Raw genomic sequence first — 18,284 nt, forward strand, 5'->3', positions numbered from 1 at the left:
CGCCATACTGAATCTAACCGGTTGAAATTCAAGAACTTTTTCAGCAAGATCAACGAGTTCGGTCATGCCAAAACGTTCCTAAAATTGCACACGCTTTCGCCGCTTGCTCCCGTAGTTTCCTCCCTGAGCGCACACACAGAGCACACGAGACTGGCCACATTCACGAGACTCCCGTCGGACTCCTGGAGAGCCCAGCCGCGCCGGAAGGGTCGCTATATAGGCGAGACCTTCGCGTACCGCGAGGACGCGCGTCTATGGGCCACAGCACAAGATCGCGTGCGAGGACGACGCGAAGTGGCGCGCGGCCGCACCGTCAAGGTCGGAAGCCGAGTGAGGCTGCGCCTGGCTGCCGCCACGACGCACGGCGCGCGCAAGATCGCGCTCGTCCTAGGCGCCCGAGCCTCAGCCCGCCCCAACAGAGAGTTTGAACGGCTTGGGCGGCGCCAGGGCCGCATCGTCGGGCGGGGCGATCTCGAAGCCTTGGTCCCGAAAGCGGTCCAGCGCCTGCTCATCCATGCCGCAGACCAGCAGCAACTGTTCCCAGGACCGATACGGCCGCCAGAACCCCACCTCGCGTGCGAGCATGGGGTCGAAGCCCGCCGCTGTGATGTCGGCGAGGCTGGCGCTGTTGAGATCGGTCATGGGCGCAATAGCGCGCGCCTACGGTCAAGGTTCCGTGCTCAGCGGCGCGCTGCGCGCTTGGGGCCCTGTTCCGCATCCCGCGCGGCTTGAGCGCGCGTCGACGCCCTTGCGGAAGCTCCGAAAGCGAACCGGCCACGCCAGATCGCAAATTGCCTGCCTCTACTTCAGCAGGCCCGCCGTCCGTAGCGCTTTGGCGATGACGTCCTGGACGCCGGTGGGAACCTGAACCAGGGCCTGCATGAGGCTTTGCCCCAGGTCAGGGTGCTCGACGCGACCCGCAACCGTTCTCTGATCCAAAGCCGCAGACCGGGGAACATGCGCCGCATCGGCGCCCGTCGCATCGATTTTCCAGAACCGGACGATCTCCAGCGAGGATGATACGCCTGCTTCAAGCATGTAGGGCGCGACCTTGCCGACATCGTCCGCCGCCTTGGTCGATAGCGGCGTTCCGTGTCCAAGGCCGCGCACGATGTTCAACTCCAGCACCGTCTCGCCGTTGGCAGAGCGCCAGATCGAGCGCGTGCCGAACGGCAAGGCTTCGACCCGATGCGGCGCGGACGAAACGCCGTGCAGCGCGCTCCATTGCTGGGCCAGATCGTCGGCGTTGCCAGGCCGCACGACCCCGTCAGAGTCGCCGTGCCAGATCGAGAGACGTGGGAACGCCTCGCCATCCTTGCGCGGAGGCGCCAACGCGCCCATGGCCGCTTGCGGTCGGCCACCGGCCCGGCTCATCACGCCCAAGGCTTGCTGCACGTTTCCCGCCACACCGTAAGGGATGCCCGCGATCACCGCGCCGCCAGCGAAGACTTCGGGGTAGACCGCCAGCATCGCAGCGGCCATAGCGCCACCCGCCGAAAGGCCGGTAACAAAGACGCGGTCGGCGTCCAGGTCGTTGGCCCGCACCGCGTGACTGACCATCGCCGCGATCGAGGCGGCCTCCCCTTCACCGCGCCGAACATCGCCCGGTGAGAACCAGTTGAAGCAACGGTTGGGATTATTGGACGATGACTGCTGCGGCGCCAGGACCATGAACCCGAAGCGCTCGGCCAGGGCCGTCCACCCGGCATTGACCGCATAGGCCTCGGCGGTCTGGGAGCAGCCATGCAGGACGACGACCAACGGTGCGCCCGGCGCAAGACGCTCTGGTCGGTGGCTCAGCATGGTCAACTGGCCGGGATTGGCGCCGAAGTGTTCGGTGCGCTCGAGGGCGTCGCCGCCGTCTCCTGCGCTAAACAGCGAAGCCTTACGCAGCCGCGCCAGCATCGCGGTCGTATCACCTAGGCCCGGCATGACGTCATCCTAATCGGCACAGCGAAAATGCTGCATCGCAATATAATGCTGCGACGCAGCAATAGGTGACATCACGGCTGATCACATCTTTCGCGCGGCGACCCGATGATCCGGGTCGCCGCGCGCTTCGATCAATAGTCGCGGCGGGCTGGGTCGACCACGGGACGGTCGGTGCGGCGGACCTCGTCGTCGACAGCGACATCATCGGTGGCCGCGAAGGAACGCTGCTCGCCGTAGAGCGCTCGCTCCCGGCCAATGTCGTCCGCGCTATAGGGCGTGGCCGCCGGATCGAAGGCCGTCCAGCCGCTCTGGCGATAGGCGTCCCCGCGCACCGCGGCGTCCACGCCGCGACGCGCGTTCAGGACCTCCTCGACCGTGGCGATTTCGTCGTCATGCGCCTTGACGCTGACCAAGGCGCCGCCGCGACGGACCCCCTCGGCATAGACGTTGGCTTCCTCGTCGGTGTGACCAGCTTCCTTCAGCGCGCCGAGCAGGCCGCCGGTAGCCGCGCCAGCGACGGCGCCAACCGCCGCGCCCACGGCCGTCGCCGCCAACCAGCCCGCCGCTACGACGGGGCCGAGACCCGGAATGGCCAGCATGCCAAGTCCCGCCAGCAGACCCGCACCGCCCCCGAATAGACCCCCCGTGGCGGCCCCCTTGCCGGCGCCCTCGGCGACATCGTTTTCGCCGTCACCGTTGCGGTCGCCCAGCGGGCCGTCGCGTTCGGAGCCGGCATGTTTGTGACCGTCATGCCAGTTCTCCGTGTTGTTGGAGACGAGGCTGATCTTGTCGTGGTCGATGCCACGCGCTTCCAGATCCGAGATCGCGTCGAGGGCCTGGGTGTGGCTGTCGAACAGCCGGGTGATCGTCTTGCTCATGGTATTTGTCCTGGGCGTGATGTGATTTCGAGGAGAAGGACGTGCCGAGACCTAGAGCGCGGTGATCGCGCCTTTGTAGTCGATCGAGACGCTGACCTTCTTGCCGTCCTTGGTGGCCTCACCCTGCCAGAGGCCGTTGGCGTTCTGGTTCAAGGGGCCTAGTTCCGAGTAGCCGGCCTTCTCGATGGCGGCGCGGGCCTGATCCTCGGTGTAGGAGCTGGCGCCCGGCGTCGGACCGCTCTCCCCGGTGGTCGGCTTGGTGTCGACCGCGACATTGCCCGGCGCGGCGACGGCCGACATGGCCGGTCCATCGACCTTCTGGTTATCGGCTGTCTTCTGGCCGCAAGCGGCCAACAGCATCGCGGCGGCCGCGACGCCCATCATAATTTTAATCATGTCGAGAAGCTCCCTTAGGTTCTTAAGGAAGACTTCGAGGCGCTCAAAGTTCCGGAAATATTACGAGGAAATGCAATATTCCGGGGCAGGGAAAGCCCATAGTCTTCAGAGCACTATCAATCGAAGTTTCGACGTCATCATCGGCGAGCGGCCGCGTTGCAGCGCGACGATCAGGCCGCTTGCTTTTCCCACTCAGGTTTGAGGACGACCTTTACGGCCCGCCAAGGCGCGGCGGCGTCGGGGGTAAGTTGACGACGATATGACGATGCCTGGAGCCGATGGCGCGCTGGCTGCTGACCGCGCAGGAACTCATAGTCTCAGGCGGTCGGCTGAGATATGCAGCGTCACCACGATGCCGCTGCTAAGCCAAGCCACCTCGGCCTTGCCGCCTAAGTCGTTCATGCCGCGCCGCAGGAGTTTGCTGCCAAACCCTTCGGTTGCCCCCGGCGCCTCGACCGGCGGACCGCCCTGCTCGGTCCAGACGACAGCGGCTGTGGCGGCTGGCCTCTTGCACGACACATCCAAGGTTCCTTCAGCGCATGAGAGCGCGCCGTACTTCATCGAGTTCGTGGCGAGCTCGTGGAGAACCATGGCCAGGGTCGTTGCAGCCTTCTCTCCGACAGCCATTCTCGGAACAGACACGCGGATGCGGCCGCTGAAGGCGCCCATATCGTCGTAAGGCGCCAGCAGGACAGACAGCAGGTCGCCAAGGAGCGCGCCGTTCTCGACCTTGCCGGGCACCGGCCGCACCAGATCATGGGCGCGGCCAAGCGCCGCAAGCCTGTGCGTCAGGTCCTTGGCCATATCCGGCGCGCTCGTCGCGGACCGCGACGTAATCGCCGTCAGCGCCGTGGCGATCGTCAATAGGTTCTTGACGCGGTGACTCATCTCGCCAGCCAAGAGCTCATTGCCCTCTTCGGCTTGCTTGCGGCCGGTCACGTCCAGGAACACACCGAACATGACTCGATTTTCGATGTTCGCGTCACGGCCCTGCCCGCGGGCCGAAACCCAGCGAACATCCCGGCCGACCATAATTCGAAAGTCTATCTCATAGGATCCGGAGATCGCGCGCGTGGCCGCGAACGCGGCGCGGACCCTGTCACGGTCGGCCGGGTGGATGTGCGCCGACAGGTCCTCGAAACAGACGTGCGCGCTTCCATCGACGCCCCAAAGCGCAAGTCCTGCATCGTCCATGGTGAGTTTGTCGGTGTCGACATCCCACGACCACAAGGCGACGCCGGCGGCGTCGATAGCGAGGCGAAGATGCTTGAGGCCCCAGTCCTTTGACGGCATGACCCGACTCCTACCCGCGTTACACGCCAGGTCGGCGCGACAAACGCCGCGAGATTACCAACGTTTGAGCAGACGAGACCGCTCCGCGAACGCGATCGCCAGCCGCGGCGTCGCCTCTCTTGGTCGTGGTCGCGTAGAAGCTCGCAAAATATCTGGCGTCAACGCGACGCGAGCGCCCGTTGGATCGCGTCCATAAAGACCGCCTCTACGCCAATGAGACGCCACTTCACCGCCAACGCGCGATAGCTAGCGCCGTCGGGCTCGCCAAGCATGGCCGCCTGGGCCTCCAGCGCCTCGACCTTGGCTTCGATGTCTTCAGGGCTAAGCATTGGGAACCGTCTGGAGTGGCGGATTATGGGCGCTGTGGGGCGAGCCCAACAGGCGCGCGTGCATGCGCTTGACCGCCGCGTAGCACTCGCACGAGCGGGTCTCCAGGCGCGGCCGATCCAGGATCTGCAGCTGGCCGCGGCTGTAGCGAATGAGCCCTTCGTCACGAAGTTGGCTAGCGGCGGCGCTGACCGTGGCGCGCTGGACGCCAAGCATGATCGCCAGATAGTCTTGGGTCAGAGGCAGCACCTTCATGTTCAAACGGTCCTGGCTTTGCAGGATCCACCTGGCCAGCCGGGGTTCTGGACTGTGCAAGGCGTTGCAGGCGACCGACTGCTCTTCCTGGGCGATCACCACCTGGGCATAGCGCAACAGTAGGTCGACTAAGGCTGGGCTATCAGCGGCTCGCTTACGCAGCGCCTCAGCCGGGATCGAAATCCCCGACCCGGCGAGTTGAACGAACGTTCGGCTGGACGCGTAACCGCCGCTGAGCGCGGGCAGCACCCCGACGGCGCTCTCAAATCCTACGGTGGCGCATTCGACACAGGTCCCGTCGCTCATCACGCTCACAATCGACAGGCCAGCGCTGCTTGGAAAATGCGCTTCGGCGACCAAGCCGCCGACATCGTAAAGCAGCTCCCCAGGCCCCCAGGCCACCTCCACCATTGCCGGGCTCAATGCGGTAACATCAGCATGTGACAGGGCAGACAGAAGACGATTGCGATATATCACGGCAACTTGGGGTCCATGGTGGACCTCACCAATACCTTACAACCGATCATCAATGTCAAAAATGGCTACCTATATATCATTTCCATTTATAATATGAGAGCGAATACACAATAAATCATATGAGTTGATTATAAAGTCAAATCCTGACTTAGTGACCTAGCTCGAAATGCGGGCGATGGCCCTGTAGTCGAAAATCTCTCGCTCCCGCTGCGCAGTTTCGGCGCCGATCGGACAGTTCCACCAATGGAAACCGGCAATCGCCTCTTGTTGTCGCTCGAGCCAGCTGACTCCGAGGCGCTGTCGAAACACATGCGCCCGATGGCGTTCAGGCAGGGCCATGTCCTTTATGAGCCCCAAGACCCGATCGACTGGGTTTACTTCCCAGAACAGGGCCTAATTTCACTATTGTCGGTGATGCTGTCGGGCATAGCGGTGGAAACGGCGGTGGTGGGGAGCGAGGGCGGCGTCGGATTCTTGGAAGCCGTCGGCGCTGGCGTGACGTTTTCCCGTGCGCTTGTACAGGTGGACCTTCTGGCCATGCGCGTTCCCGCAAAGGCCTATGTCGCGGCTTTTGACGCGAGCGCCTCGCTGCGTCGAACCGTCAGCAGCCACATTGAATTAGCGTTGGCGGAGGCGCGCCAGACACTGGCCTGCCAGACCCATCACTCCCATGAACAGCGTTTGTCCTGGTGGTTATTGGAATGCCAAGACCGAACCGGCGGAGGCGCTGAACTGCCCCTGAAACAGGATTTTCTCGCCGCCATGCTGGGTGTTCAACGGTCGACCGTTTCGCAGGTGGCGAGCGTCCTCAAGGTCGACGGCCTGATCGACTACAGGCGGGGGCTTATCAAAATCCTGGACCGGTCGGGCCTCGAGAAGCGCTCATGCGAGTGCTATGCGACCAATCAGCAGTTTCGCCGGCTCATTGAAAAGGCCGAGGGTCGACCGTCCGCGCGCCCCTGACCCAAGCGCAATCCCTGAACTCCTATGCCGCATTTTGGCATTATAGGCCGGCGCCTGACTTAGTGCGCTATAGGTTCCAAGGCCGCTCAGTAGTCCCAGGCCATTTTGAGGGAGTTTTCGCAGGTGAGAGACGAGACTCCCGCGCCTCCGCCAGACCTAGCCTTCAGCTTGGCGTCCGCGGTCATCACCACCTCTCCTTTCCCCCTGATTTTGCTGGACGGCGACCTCAACGTCGTTGTCGCGAGCGCGTCATTTTGCGCCGACTTCGGCATCGACTGTGGCGAGGTCACGGGACGTTCATTTCTACAGCTTGGGCGGGGCGAATGGCAGGCGCCGGAACTGCGCGCCCTGCTTATGAACACCGCGGCCGGGGGATCGCAGATCAAAGCCTACGCGATTGACCTGGTAGCGCCTGGTGAACCCGCCCGACGGGCTATTCTGAACGCTCACAAGCTCGACTACGCCGATACCGACCAAGTGCGCCTTCTCCTCGGCGTGATGGACGCCGTTGATGCTCGCGCCCAGGAGTTGCTGACCGACAAGCTTCATCAAGAGGCGCTGATCCTCCTGCAGGAGGTGCGCCACCGCGCCGCCAACAGCCTCCAAATCATCGGAAGCGTCCTCCTTCTCACCGCCAACAGGAGTGAATCCGAAGAGGTGCGCGTCCAATTGAACGACGCCTACCTTAGGATCATGTCGGTGGCCTCGCTGGAGCGCCAGCTCGCGCCCTCCGAGGCGGGTGACGTCGCCCTGCGCCCCTATCTCGAAACCCTGTGCGAGCGCATCGGCGCGTCGCTGATCGTGGATCGTACGAAGATCATGCTCGTGCTGGAGATGGACGAAAGGACCGTGCCGGCGGATCTCGCCATCAGCATCGGTCTGATCGCAACGGAGCTGGTCATAAACGCCCTCAAGCACGCGTTCCCCGATGGCCGGAAGGGTAAGGTCACGATCGGATGCCGACCTTGTGGCGCAGGATGGGCCCTGACTGTCTGCGACGACGGAGCAGGACGCCGCGTCAACTCAACGCCGTCGAAGGGGGGACTTGGCGCCACGATCATTGCGGCCTTGGCCAAACAGCACAGAGCCAAGGTCGAAACCACAGACCTAGAGCCCGGAACGATGGTCTCGATTCTGTTCGGGTCTGCCTGAACGTCGACGCTCCGGTAAGCTCCGCTGCGCGGCTCTCAGCTGGTCGGGCGATCTAGTCCTGCGGCGTTGATGAGGGTGGAAACCGCCACGATGACTTGCGTCGGAGTAAACGGCTTGGCGATCATCATGCTGTGCGGAACCCCTTCGGCCGTCCATTCATGCTCACTGCCGCCGCTCACGTATATCACCGGCAGGCCGGGAGCCAGGCCGCGCGCATGACGCCCAATCTCCCATCCGTTTATGCCATCGCCTAAATTCACATCTGTGATCAGGCCCCTCAGGGCGCCAGCCAGCGCCTGAAGCCGATCGAGCGCCTCGGCGCCGCTGGAGACGACCACAACCTCGAACCCGGCCTCCTCCAGCGCTGTTTGCAAAATGTCTTGGAGGACAACCTCATCCTCTACGTACAAGAGGAGGGCGGCGGCGGGCTCGACTGACATACTGCTACCTGAAACGGGAGCGCCAGAGCGCCCTCAGTTGCAATGAGCTCCTGAGAAGCCCTCATCTCAGAAGTATTTTATAGCCGCAATCGTTCCCAGCTCGCCACCCCAATTAGTAATTTCCATCGCAATAAGTACTCTTAGTATTACTATGTATTACAAGATAATCTTAATGTCATTATTTGAATTATGATCAGCTAATCAGGCGCCGGCGCTCGTGCGTTCCATATACGGCTAACGCCCTCTCGATCAGCCGAAACTCAGGATCTTGACCATCGCGACGGCCATCAGCGTCAAGACCAGCAGCGAGGCCGTGACGACGAACACCACGCGCGGGCCCGCGGCGCGAAGATCGCGCAAATCCACGCCTAGGCCCAGCGCCGCCATCGCCATGATCGTCAGCCCAAGGCTGGCCTCGTGGGCGCGAGCCGTCAGGCCTGCGGGCAGCAGCCCGGCGGAGTTGAGTCCGGCCAAGGCCAGAAAGCCGAGGATGAACGGCGGTAGTAGGTGTGCAAGGCCCATCCTGGGCCTCGCCAAGTCGGCTCCCTGGCTTTTGCGGGCCGTCACGACCGACAGGACCGTGACGACCGGACCCAACATCAGGACCCGGACGAGCTTGACCAGAGTTCCCAACTGCACCGCGACCTGCCCCATGGGCGTGGCGGCGGCCAGGACCTGGGGAACCGCATAGACCGTCAGCCCGGCCAAGGCCCCGCCCGCCGCCGGAGAAAGACCCAAGACATGGGCCAGCATCGGCAAGGCGATGACCACGACCACGCCAAGAACGGCGGTGAAGGCGATGGCGGTGGCGACCTCCTCGTCCCTGGCCTCGATGACCGGCGCGACGGCCGCGATCGCCGAATTGCCGCAGATCGCGTTTCCGCACGCGACCAGGGTAGCCATCTTTACCGGAAGTCCCATCGCACGCCCGATGAGGAAGCTGGTCACGATCGCCAGCGCCACGGTCGCGACAATGGCGAACACCAGAGGCGCGCCCACCGAAGATAGGGTCTTGAAACTGACCGCGGCTCCCATCAGGACGATGGCCAGCTCCAGCAGGGTCTTGGCGGCGAAGCGGATCCCCGGAGCGGTGCGCCGCGAGGTTCCCCAGAACGTGCGCACCCCCGCCCCGACCAAGATCGCCAGCACCAGAGCCTCCAGCCAGGCTCGGCCAGACAAGCCGACTTCGAACCTTTCCAACGCGAGCGCGCCAGCGGCGACGAGGCCAGTGAGCAGGAGACCGGGAACAAGGGACTTGGCTTGGCGCGAGATGAGCATGGCCCGAACCTCGCCGTTTGGCGTTCAAAACTCCAATCGATTGATTTTTGAAATAGCATAAGCAATGCTTATGATATGACCCTGGATCAGCTTCGGATCTTCGTCGCCGCCGGCGAACTGCTCAGCATGACCCGCGCGGCCGAGCGACTGCACCTGTCGCAGCCGGCGGTCAGCGCGGCCATCGCGACCCTTGAGGAGCGTTACGCCTCACGCCTTTTCGACCGGGTCGGCCGACGCCTGGAACTCACCGAGGCGGGCAGGCTGTTCCTGCCGCAAGCCGTCGCGGTGCTCGGCCAGGCTGATCGCGCGCGTCAATTGCTCGACGACTTGTCGGGCTTGGCGCGCGGCGAGGTGCGGATCGCCGCGAGCCAAACGGTGGCGAGTTTCTGGTTGCCGCCCCGGATGGCCAGGTTCGTGACCCAAGCGCCCAACATTCATCTGAGCCTGACGGTCGGCAACTCCGCTCAGGCCGCCGCCATGGTCTTGCAGGGCAAGGCCGATCTGGCCTTTGTCGAAGGCGACATCGAAGAGGATCTGCTCCGCGGCACGGAGATCGGCGGCGATCAGATCGGGCTCTTTGTATCCCCGAACCATCCGTTGGTCGGGCGGCTACCGACCCGACAGGATCTCGAGGCCGCGATGTGGGTCATGCGCGACCAGGGGTCGGGGACCCGAGACCACCTGACCGCCGGCTTGGCCCAATCCGGCGTCAGGCCAGATCACCTCCGAATCTGCCTGGAATTGCCGTCCAACGAGGCGGCGTTGGAAGCGATCGAGCAAACCCACCTGGTTACGGCCGTCTCCGAGCTGGCCGCCGCAAGTCGGCTGCGGACAGGCGCGATCGCGCGGTTGCCCTGGCCCCTGCCCGCCCGGCGTTTCAAGATGCTGACCCACCGGGCGCGCTCGACCAGTCGGGCGGTGGCCGCGTTCATCGCTGCGTTGGAGTCCCAGCCAGCGTCTCCGGATGGGTCCGGCAAGGTCTAGGTCGACTTCCAATGACGCCTGAACTCGCCTGAGCGCACGCCCGCTGATCCTCTGCGGTCGTATCGACGGCGAGGCTTCGGTCGATCTCGCGGTGCGCGTGCTGGAAACCCTTTGCGACGTCTATCGCGACAAGGCTAAGTCCTGATCGCCGCGCGACGCCGTCCCATCCTGGGCCCATCGCCCAGGAGAGATTCGCCATGCTGACCGCGCTCAACGACGCCCTGCCCCGGCCGCGCTGGATGGCGCTGTCGGCCGATTCCATTTTCCGGGGGTTGGTCGGGCTGGCGGTCATCGGCACGGGCGTCGGACGATTGACCCAGTCCGGCGAGCCCGTCACGCAATTGACCGGCGCGAGCCTCATGGTCCTGGGCGGGAGTCTCGCGGCGGGGCTATGGACGCGACTGTCCGCGCTGCTGCTGGCGGTGATCTGGAGCGTGACCATCCTGCCCGGCGCCGTAGCGACGATCTTTGCCTCCGATCCCCTCGCCCCGCGGCTTGAGGGGTTCGCGATCCTGGGCGCGCTCTATTTCATCTATGTGCGCGGCGGCGGTCAGGTCTCCGTCGATGGCGCGCGTCGCAAGCGCGCCCCTGTCGCCAAACCGAGCTCTCGCGGACGGGCGATCTCGCGACTTTGAGATCGCCGCCGTACGCGGCCTTTGGCGATCAGGCCTCGTCCTGCCCCTCGTCGCCTCCGTCGACCATGTGGAACTCAAACCACACGCCGTTGAGGACGCCGAAGGCGACGGCCAGGCCAAGGCCCAGCACCCAGGCGAAATACCACATGGATCAGGCTCCTCTTCAGTAAAGGTCGGGGTTGCTGGACAGGGCCGCCACAGAAGAGCGTCCCCAGAGAACTTTGTAGACGAAGGCGGTGTAGGCCAGGACCAGCGGCAGGAAGACCACCGTCATCAGCAGCATGACAAACAGCGTCAGATGGCTCGACGAGGCGTTCCAAACCGTCAGGCTGGAGCGCGGATCCAGGCTGCTGGGCAGGATGAACGGGAACATCGACAGGCCGACGGTCGAGATGATCCCCAGGGCCGAGAGCGACGAGCCGGCGAAAGCCGGCCATTCCCGGCCCCGGCGAATGCCGAAGAAGGCCATGGCCGCGCCGACGAAGCCCAGCACCGGAGCCAGCACCATCCAGCGATGGGCCTGATAGTTGGCCAGCCAGGCGCCCGGCGCGGCCACGGCGACGGCGCGCAGGGGGTTGGACGGGCCGGCCATATTGACCGCGCCATCTAGACGGAAGCCCAGGCCGGCGAAGGCCACGAACAGGTAACCCACCGCGAAGAGGGCCAGGCTCGCCAGGGCCGCGATCGAGCCGATGACGCGGGCGCGGTCCCGCACCGCCCCATGCTCGGCCTTGATGGTCAGCCAGGCCGCGCCATGGGTCACTACCATGGCCACGGACAACAGGCCGCAGACCAGGGTGAAGGGCGTGAACAGTCCCAGGAACGAGCCCTCGTAGGCGACGCGCAAATCGCTGTCGAACCGGAAGGGCACGCCCTGCAGGACGTTTCCGACCGCGACGCCAAAGACCAGGGCCGGGACGAAGCCGCCAATGAACAGCGCCCAATCCCAGGCCGAGCGCCAGCGCCGATCGGGCCGCTTGGAGCGGTATTTGAAACCGACGGGCCGCAGGATCAGCGCGGCCAGGACGGCGAACATCGCCAGATAGAAGCCCGAGAAGCTGACCGCGTAGACAAACGGCCAGGCCGCGAAGATCGCGCCCCCGCCCAGAATGAACCAGACTTGGTTGCCTTCCCAGGTCGCGCCGATGGTGTTGATGACCATTCGGCGCTCGCGATCATCGCGGGCGACGAAGGGCAGCAGGGCCGCGACGCCCAGGTCAAAGCCATCCGTCAGTGTAAAGCCGATCAGCAGCACGCCCATCAGGGCCCACCAGATGATCCGCAAGGTGGCGTAGTCGAGAGGCAGATCCATCGGTCGAGCTCCTTATTCGGCCACGGCGAGGCGAAGGTCGTCGGTCACGGCGTCGGGCTCCTCATGGTGGGCGTAAGGCCCACGCTTGATCGTGCGGATGATCAGCCCGACCTCGACGATGGCGAGCGCGCCATAGAGCAGGGTGAAGCCGACGATGGTGGTCCACAGCTGAGCGACCGTCAGGCTGGAGGCGCCCAGGAAGGTGGGCAGCACCCCTTCGACCGCCCAGGGCTGGCGCCCCAGCTCGGCCAGCATCCAGCCGGCTTCAGCGGCGATCCACGGCAAAGGCATGATCAGCACCGCGGTCCAGAGGATCCACCGGGTCTGGCAGCGGCGCAGCGCCGTCAGGACGAAGGCGGCCGCGAACACCGCCACCTGCAGGAAACCGATGCCGGCCATGGCCCGGAACGCCCAGAACATCACCGGCACATTAGGCACGGTGTCCCAAGCGGCCTTGCGGATGGTCGCAGCATCCGCCTTGCGCGGGTCCGCGACATAGCGCTTGAGCAGCAGCCCATAGCCAAGATCGCGGCGGTGCAATTCGAATTGGCCGCGCGCGGCCTTGTCCTCGGGCGAGACCTTCAGGCGCTCAAGCGCGTCATAGGCCTGGACCCCGCTCTCGACGCGGGTTTCGGCGACGGCGACCAACTCGAAAATCCCCGCGACGGGCTTGTCGAGACTGCGGGTCGCGATCAGCCCCAGAACATAGGGGATCTTGACCTCGGCGTGGGTCCTGCGCTCGGCCAGGCTGGGAATGCCAAACGCCGTCAGGCCGGCAGGTGCGGGCTCGGTCTCCCACATGGCCTCGAGGGCCGCGAGCTTCATTTTCTGGTTGTCGGTCAGGGCATAGCCGCTCTCGTCGCCCAGCACGACGACCGACAGGGCCGAGGCCAAGCCAAAGGCCGACGCCACGGCGAACGAGCGGCGGGCGACCGCCGGCCACTTGCCCCGCAGCAGCAGGATCGCCGACACGCCCAGCACGAAGACCGACGCGGTGACATAGCCCGCGCTGACGGTGTGGACGAACTTGGCCTGGGCGACGGGATTGAACAGCACCTCGCGAAAGCTGGTGACTTCCATGCGCATGGTGTCGGGATTGAACGCGGCGCCGACGGGGTTTTGCATCCAGCCGTTGGCGACCAGGATCCACAGCGCCGAGAGGTTGGAGCCCAGGGCCACCATGAAGGTGACCAGCAGGTGGCCTCGCTTTGAGAGCTTCTCCCAGCCAAAGAACATCAGGCCGATGAAGGTGGCTTCCAGGAAGAAGGCCATCAGGCCCTCGATCGCCAGCGGCGCGCCGAAGATGTCGCCGACATAGTGGGAGTAGTAGGCCCAGTTGGTTCCGAACTCGAACTCCATGGTCAGGCCGGTTGCGACCCCGAGCACGAAGTTGACGCCGAAAATGGTCGCCCAGAACCGGGTGATGGTCCGCCAGATGGGGCGGTTGGTCATCACATAGATGCTCTCCATGATGACCAGGAGGAATGACAGCCCCAGGGTCAGCGGCACGAAGAGAAAATGGTACATCGCCGTCAGGGCGAACTGCAGTCGAGACAGCTCGACGACACCCATATCCATGACTCACAATCCTCTGGTCCGGGGGTCCATGACCCTCTGAACCGGGCAGGTACGCTTATGTTTCTACTTGCGCAATTACGCATATTTACAGTGGCCGCCGCCCTTTCCGGGCTTCAGCCGCGCAAGGCTTTCCAGGCGACATAGGCCGCGACCGCCAGCACCAGGCAGGCGAAGAGTCTGCGCGCCGTCAGGGCGTGAGTCGCCAGCAGGGCCGCGCCGCGCACGCCCCCGGCGCCGCCCGCCAGGCCGCCCAAGACGAAAAGGCCCGCGACAGGCCAGTTGATCAGACCCGAGGCGGCGTAGTTCAGCGAAGTCGCCGCGCCAAACAGCGACACCGACAGGAGGGACGAGGCCGTGGCGTTGGCCAAGGTCATGCCGGTCGCCGCCATCAGCCCCGGCACGATCAGGAACCCGCCGCCGATCCCGAAGAATCCGGCGGCCAGCCCCGTCAGCAGACCCAGCGGCGCCAGCTTCAGCATCAACCCGGGGGTTATGTGGACCAGAGGATCGCCCTGAGACTTGGGGCGACGCATCATCGACAGCGCGATCGCCGCCATCGCCACGGCGAACCCCAGCAGCAGCCGCTGGCCGTCGATCGCCTTGGCCAGGGTCGAGCCCAGGAACGAGCCGATCAGGCCCGCGCCGGCGAACACGCTCGCGCAGGGCCACTTGACCCGCCCTCCCCGGCCATGACCCACCAGGTTCATCCCGGCGTTGACCGCGACAGCCGCGGCCGAGGTGCCAATCGCCACGTGCGGATCATGGATGCCGACGACATAGAGCAGAAGCGGCGTCGCCAGCACCGAGCCGCCGCCGCCGAAAAGGCCCAGCAGCGCGCCGACGAGCGCGCCGCTCAGCAATGCCGATACGATCATGAACAGGGACATGTGCGCCAATCCGACGGGACTTGTATATTCATATATTCGCATATAAATAGTTTGTCGATGCCGGAGCCTGAAGGTCTGTGATGCGCGAACCGATCCCAACGCCCGACGTCGCCGGGGCCAAGGCGGCGACCATCATCGATGCGGCGCTGGCCGCGCCCGGCTCGAGGCCGCAGGTGCAAGCCTTCTTCGACGAGGCGACCTTCACGGTCAGCTATGTGGTTCGTGATCCCAGCACATCGGCCTGCGCCATCATCGACAGTGTTCTGGACTATGACCCGGCCTCGGGCCGGACCAGCGAGCGCTCGGCCGACGCCCTGATTGCCTATGTCAGGGAACAGGGGCTGGATGTCGTCTGGCAGTTGGAGACCCACGCCCACGCCGATCACCTGTCCGCCGCGCCCTATCTGCAGGACGCTCTGGGCGGTCGTCTGGCGATCGGGGAGAAGATCGTTCGCGTTCAGGAGACGTTCGGAAAACTGTTCAACGCAGGGCCCGACTTCGCGCGCGATGGCCGTCAGTTCGACCACCTGTTCCAGGACGGCGAGGCATTTTCGATCGGCGGCCTGAGCGCCATCGCCCTGCACGTGCCCGGCCACACGCCCGCCTGCATGGCCTATGTCATCGGCGACGCGATCTTCGTCGGCGACACCCTGTTCATGCCCGACTACGGCACGGCGCGCTGCGACTTTCCCGGCGGCGACGCGGCGACCTTGTTCGCCTCGATCCAGCGCCTGCTGGCGCTCCCCGATAAGGCCCGCGTGTTCCTGTGCCATGACTACAAGGCCCCTGGTCGCGACGCCTTTGCCTGGGAAACCACGATCGGCGCGCAGCGGCGCGAGAACATCCACGTCCACGCGGGTGTCAGCCAGGCCCAGTTCGTGGCGCTGCGCCAGGCGCGTGACCGGACCCTGGACATGCCCAGGCTGATCCTGCCCTCGGTGCAGGTCAACATGCGCGGCGGCCACTTTCCCGAACCGGAGGACAATGGCGTGCGCTATCTGAAGATCCCCCTCAACGCCGTGTGACCCGCGCCATGTCCAAGCTTCTCGCCCTCGTCGCAGCTCTTCTCCTCGCCGCGCCCCTGGCCGTCCGGGCCGAGCCGACCCGCGTCATGGTCCGGGCCCAGGCGCTCGACGCCAAGTTTATCGGCGACCATATGGGCGGGGTCGCGATCACGCTGAAGGACGCGCGCACCGGCGCGGTTCTGGCCAAGGGCCTGACCAGGGGCGGCACGGGCGACACCCAGCGGATCATGCGCGCACCCAGGGCGCGCGGGGACAGCGTGACCGACGCGGCGACCGCCGGCTTCGAAGCGGTGCTGGACCTGAAGGCGCCGACCTTGGTGCGGGCCGAGGCCACGGGCCCGATGGGCAAGCCGGGATCCTCAATCCTGGTCACCTCCAGCCTCTGGATCATTCCGGGTCGTGATGTCCTGGGCGAAGGCTGGATCCTCACCCTGCCAGGCCTTGTCGTCGAACCCAACGCCAAGACCTCGGCCGACGGTCTGGTGACCCTGACGGCGAAAGTCTCCCTGATGTGCGGCTGTCCCATCGAAAGCGGCGGCCTCTGGGACGCGGCGAACTATGCCGTCCAAGCGCGGCTGAAGAAGAACGGTCGTCCCGCCGCCGACATTCCCCTGACCTTCACCGGACGCACAGGCGAGTACGCCGCGACCGCACCAAAGCTTCCGCCGGGCCGCTATGTCTTGCGCGTCGTCGCCACGGACGCCAAGACCGCCAACGCCGGCGTATCCGAGCAGCGGATCACGCTGGGCGCGCACCCGTGACCATCGGGGCCTGACGATCCGCATCCCTTCCAGCGGCGGCTCTCCCAGCGACAGCCGCCTAGCCGAACCGCCCGCCGATGTAGTCCTGAGTCTCCTGGGCCATCGGCTTCATGAACATGTCCGAGGTGGCGGAGAACTCCACCATCCGGCCCAGGTACATGAAGCCGGTGTTGTCGGAGATCCGCGCGGCCTGGCCCAGGTTGTGGGTGACGATGACGATGGTGAAGTCGCTCTTCAGCTCGCCGAGGGTCTGCTCCAGCTTGGCGGTTGAGATCGGGTCCAGGGCCGAGGCCGGCTCGTCCAGCAGCAGGATCTCCGGCTCGACAGCGATGCCACGCGCCACGCACAGGCGCTGCTGCTGGCCGCCCGACAGGGAAAGGCCCGAGGCGTGGAGCTTGTCTTTCACCTCGTCCCACAGGGCCGCCCGGCGCAGGGCCTTTTCGACCACCCCGTCCATGTCCTTGCGGCTCTTGCTCTCGTAGAGGCGCACGCCGAAGGCGACGTTTTCGTAGATCGACATCGGGAACGGCGTCGGCTTCTGGAACACCATGCCGATGCGCGAGCGCAGCCTGGCGATGTCCTTGACCGCCAGCAGGTTCTCGCCCTCGTGGTCGATCATCCCGACCGCGCGCTGGCCCGGATAGAGGTCGTACATACGGTTGAAGGTCCGCAGCAGGGTGGACTTGCCGCAACCCGAGGGACCGATCAGGGCGGTGACCTGATTGCGCACGATGGGCAGGTCGACGCCGAACAGCGCCTGGGTCTTACCATAGAAGAAGTCCAGGCCCTTGGCGCGCAGGGCGATGCTGTCGGCGGCCGGCTCGAGGATGTGCGCCAGGGTGTCGGTTTGGAAGGGCTTGGTCATGGGCGGGTGTTCCCCCGCGCGATGATCACGCGGCCGATGATGTTGATCGAGAGCACGGTGAGGGCGATGAGCAGGGCCCCGGCCCAGGCCAGGGCGCGCCAATCGTCATAGGCGCTGAGCGCGTACTGGAAGATCACCGCCGGCAAGCTGGCCGTGGGCTTGGTCATGTCCAGAGCGAAGAACTGATTGTTGAGGGCGGTGAACAGCAGTGGCGCGGTCTCGCCGCTGATCCGGGCGAAGGCCAGGAGTCCGCCAGTCAGCAGCCCTCCCCTCGCCCCGCGCCAGATGATCTTGCGGATGGTCACCCAACGCGCCGCGCCCAGGGCGACCCCCGCCTCGCGCAGTGCGTTGGGCTGAAGCCGCAGGATATCCTCGGTGGTGCGGGTGACCACGGGCGCGGCGATCAGAGCCAGAGCGACGCCCCCCGCCAGTCCCGAGAAGCCGTGGAACGGCCGCACGACCAGTTCGTAGACGAACAGGCCCACCAGGATGGAGGGCGCGGACAACAGGACATCGTTCAGGAAGCGCACCACGTGGCCGTAGGGCGTCGCCCCGCCATATTCGGCCAACCAGGTGCCCGCCAGGATCCCGACGACGAGCGCGATGATCATGGCCACCGCGCACATCATGATCGAGCCGACGATGGCGTTGCGCAGGCCGCCCAGCGAGCCGGGCGCGGGCGTGTCGCGGGTGAAGACGTTCAGATTGATCCCGCCCAAGCCCTGCTTGAGCAGCGACCACATGATCAGGCCCAGCGCGGCCAGCGCCAGCATCGTGGCCAGGGCGCAGAGCGCGACGAAAATGGAGTTGGCGGCCTTGCGACGGAAGGCGCGGTCTAACCTCATG

21 protein-coding genes are annotated in these 18,284 nt (G+C 65.2%); 6 read left to right on the top strand and 15 right to left on the bottom strand.

Features of this window, described 5'->3' with window-relative positions:
• Positions 1-402: 402 nt before the first annotated feature.
• The 7 genes from AC1RJ9_RS14915 to AC1RJ9_RS14945 all read right to left on the bottom strand — a co-directional run bounded on the left by AC1RJ9_RS14915 (position 403) and on the right by AC1RJ9_RS14945 (position 5,198).
• Positions 403-642, bottom strand: a complete 240-nt coding sequence (locus AC1RJ9_RS14915; protein WP_492839396.1) for a hypothetical protein — start codon at positions 640-642, stop codon at positions 403-405.
• A 159-nt stretch (positions 643-801) separates the two neighbouring features.
• Complete coding sequence (locus AC1RJ9_RS14920) at positions 802-1,932, bottom strand: extracellular catalytic domain type 1 short-chain-length polyhydroxyalkanoate depolymerase (RefSeq protein WP_492839397.1); 1,131 nt, start codon at positions 1,930-1,932, stop codon at positions 802-804.
• Positions 1,933-2,063: 131 nt separating this feature from the next.
• Entirely contained in the window at positions 2,064-2,810 is a 747-nt protein-coding gene (locus AC1RJ9_RS14925) for a hypothetical protein (RefSeq protein WP_492839398.1), read from the bottom strand.
• A 51-nt stretch (positions 2,811-2,861) separates the two neighbouring features.
• The gene (locus tag AC1RJ9_RS14930; protein ID WP_492839399.1) at positions 2,862-3,206 is read right to left on the bottom strand and encodes a hypothetical protein; all 345 of its coding nucleotides are present in this window, start codon (positions 3,204-3,206) and stop codon (positions 2,862-2,864) included.
• Between the two features lie 309 nt (positions 3,207-3,515).
• Complete coding sequence (locus AC1RJ9_RS14935; protein WP_492839400.1) at positions 3,516-4,499, bottom strand: sensor histidine kinase; 984 nt, start codon at positions 4,497-4,499, stop codon at positions 3,516-3,518.
• Positions 4,500-4,657: 158 nt separating this feature from the next.
• Entirely contained in the window at positions 4,658-4,828 is a 171-nt protein-coding gene (locus AC1RJ9_RS14940; RefSeq protein WP_492839401.1) for a hypothetical protein, read from the bottom strand.
• A complete protein-coding gene (locus tag AC1RJ9_RS14945; protein WP_492839402.1) occupies positions 4,821-5,198 on the bottom strand; it encodes a Crp/Fnr family transcriptional regulator in 378 nt (125 codons plus the stop codon). The genes AC1RJ9_RS14940 and AC1RJ9_RS14945 overlap by 8 nt, the downstream gene beginning before the upstream one ends.
• Before the next feature lie 603 nt (positions 5,199-5,801).
• Here AC1RJ9_RS14945 and AC1RJ9_RS14950 point away from each other — a divergent pair.
• Together AC1RJ9_RS14950 and AC1RJ9_RS14955 are read left to right on the top strand one after the other, a co-directional pair.
• Positions 5,802-6,521, top strand: coding sequence for a Crp/Fnr family transcriptional regulator (locus tag AC1RJ9_RS14950; protein WP_492839403.1), 720 nt, complete (start codon positions 5,802-5,804; stop codon positions 6,519-6,521).
• Between the two features lie 168 nt (positions 6,522-6,689).
• Positions 6,690-7,673 (top strand): sensor histidine kinase, encoded by a 984-nt coding sequence (locus AC1RJ9_RS14955; RefSeq protein WP_492839404.1) that lies wholly within the window; start codon positions 6,690-6,692, stop codon positions 7,671-7,673.
• A 35-nt stretch (positions 7,674-7,708) separates the two neighbouring features.
• Here AC1RJ9_RS14955 and AC1RJ9_RS14960 read toward each other — a convergent pair whose 3' ends face one another.
• On the bottom strand, positions 7,709-8,113 hold the full coding sequence (locus tag AC1RJ9_RS14960; protein ID WP_492839405.1) for a response regulator: 405 nt from the start codon (positions 8,111-8,113) through the stop codon (positions 7,709-7,711).
• 249 nt (positions 8,114-8,362) lie between these two features.
• On the bottom strand, positions 8,363-9,391 hold the full coding sequence (locus AC1RJ9_RS14965; protein ID WP_492839406.1) for a YeiH family protein: 1,029 nt from the start codon (positions 9,389-9,391) through the stop codon (positions 8,363-8,365).
• Between the two features lie 75 nt (positions 9,392-9,466).
• Between AC1RJ9_RS14965 and AC1RJ9_RS14970 the strand changes: the two genes are divergently transcribed.
• Complete coding sequence (locus tag AC1RJ9_RS14970) at positions 9,467-10,375, top strand: LysR family transcriptional regulator (protein WP_492839407.1); 909 nt, start codon at positions 9,467-9,469, stop codon at positions 10,373-10,375.
• A gap of 197 nt (positions 10,376-10,572) precedes the next feature.
• Positions 10,573-11,010, top strand: coding sequence for a hypothetical protein (locus tag AC1RJ9_RS14975; RefSeq protein WP_492839408.1), 438 nt, complete (start codon positions 10,573-10,575; stop codon positions 11,008-11,010).
• Between the two features lie 28 nt (positions 11,011-11,038).
• Here AC1RJ9_RS14975 and cydX read toward each other — a convergent pair whose 3' ends face one another.
• The 4 genes from cydX to AC1RJ9_RS14995 all read right to left on the bottom strand — a co-directional run bounded on the left by cydX (position 11,039) and on the right by AC1RJ9_RS14995 (position 14,787).
• Positions 11,039-11,158 carry a cytochrome bd-I oxidase subunit CydX gene (gene cydX / locus AC1RJ9_RS14980; protein WP_492839409.1) on the bottom strand — a complete coding sequence of 40 codons (120 nt, stop codon included), beginning with the start codon at positions 11,156-11,158 and terminating at the stop codon, positions 11,039-11,041.
• A 15-nt stretch (positions 11,159-11,173) separates the two neighbouring features.
• Positions 11,174-12,322, bottom strand: coding sequence for a cytochrome d ubiquinol oxidase subunit II (gene cydB / locus AC1RJ9_RS14985; protein WP_492839410.1), 1,149 nt, complete (start codon positions 12,320-12,322; stop codon positions 11,174-11,176).
• A 12-nt stretch (positions 12,323-12,334) separates the two neighbouring features.
• On the bottom strand, positions 12,335-13,900 hold the full coding sequence (locus tag AC1RJ9_RS14990) for a cytochrome ubiquinol oxidase subunit I (RefSeq protein ID WP_492839411.1): 1,566 nt from the start codon (positions 13,898-13,900) through the stop codon (positions 12,335-12,337).
• A 113-nt stretch (positions 13,901-14,013) separates the two neighbouring features.
• Positions 14,014-14,787: a sulfite exporter TauE/SafE family protein gene (locus AC1RJ9_RS14995; RefSeq protein ID WP_492839412.1), complete on the bottom strand. Its 774-nt coding sequence runs from the start codon at positions 14,785-14,787 to the stop codon at positions 14,014-14,016.
• 80 nt (positions 14,788-14,867) lie between these two features.
• Here AC1RJ9_RS14995 and AC1RJ9_RS15000 point away from each other — a divergent pair, with 80 nt between their 5' ends.
• A complete protein-coding gene (locus AC1RJ9_RS15000) occupies positions 14,868-15,812 on the top strand; it encodes an MBL fold metallo-hydrolase (protein ID WP_492839413.1) in 945 nt (314 codons plus the stop codon).
• A gap of 8 nt (positions 15,813-15,820) precedes the next feature.
• Positions 15,821-16,573: a hypothetical protein gene (locus AC1RJ9_RS15005; protein WP_492839414.1), complete on the top strand. Its 753-nt coding sequence runs from the start codon at positions 15,821-15,823 to the stop codon at positions 16,571-16,573.
• A 58-nt stretch (positions 16,574-16,631) separates the two neighbouring features.
• Here the strand turns inward: AC1RJ9_RS15005 and pstB are convergent, their stop codons facing one another.
• Positions 16,632-17,438: a phosphate ABC transporter ATP-binding protein PstB gene (gene pstB, locus AC1RJ9_RS15010; protein WP_492839415.1), complete on the bottom strand. Its 807-nt coding sequence runs from the start codon at positions 17,436-17,438 to the stop codon at positions 16,632-16,634.
• Positions 17,435-18,283 (bottom strand): phosphate ABC transporter permease PstA, encoded by an 849-nt coding sequence (gene pstA / locus AC1RJ9_RS15015; RefSeq protein WP_492839416.1) that lies wholly within the window; start codon positions 18,281-18,283, stop codon positions 17,435-17,437. Before pstA ends, pstB begins: the two co-directional genes overlap by 4 nt.
• Between the last annotated feature and the right edge of the window lies 1 nt (position 18,284).

This window comes from Caulobacter sp. GW822-FHT07D08 (assembly GCF_058798735.1).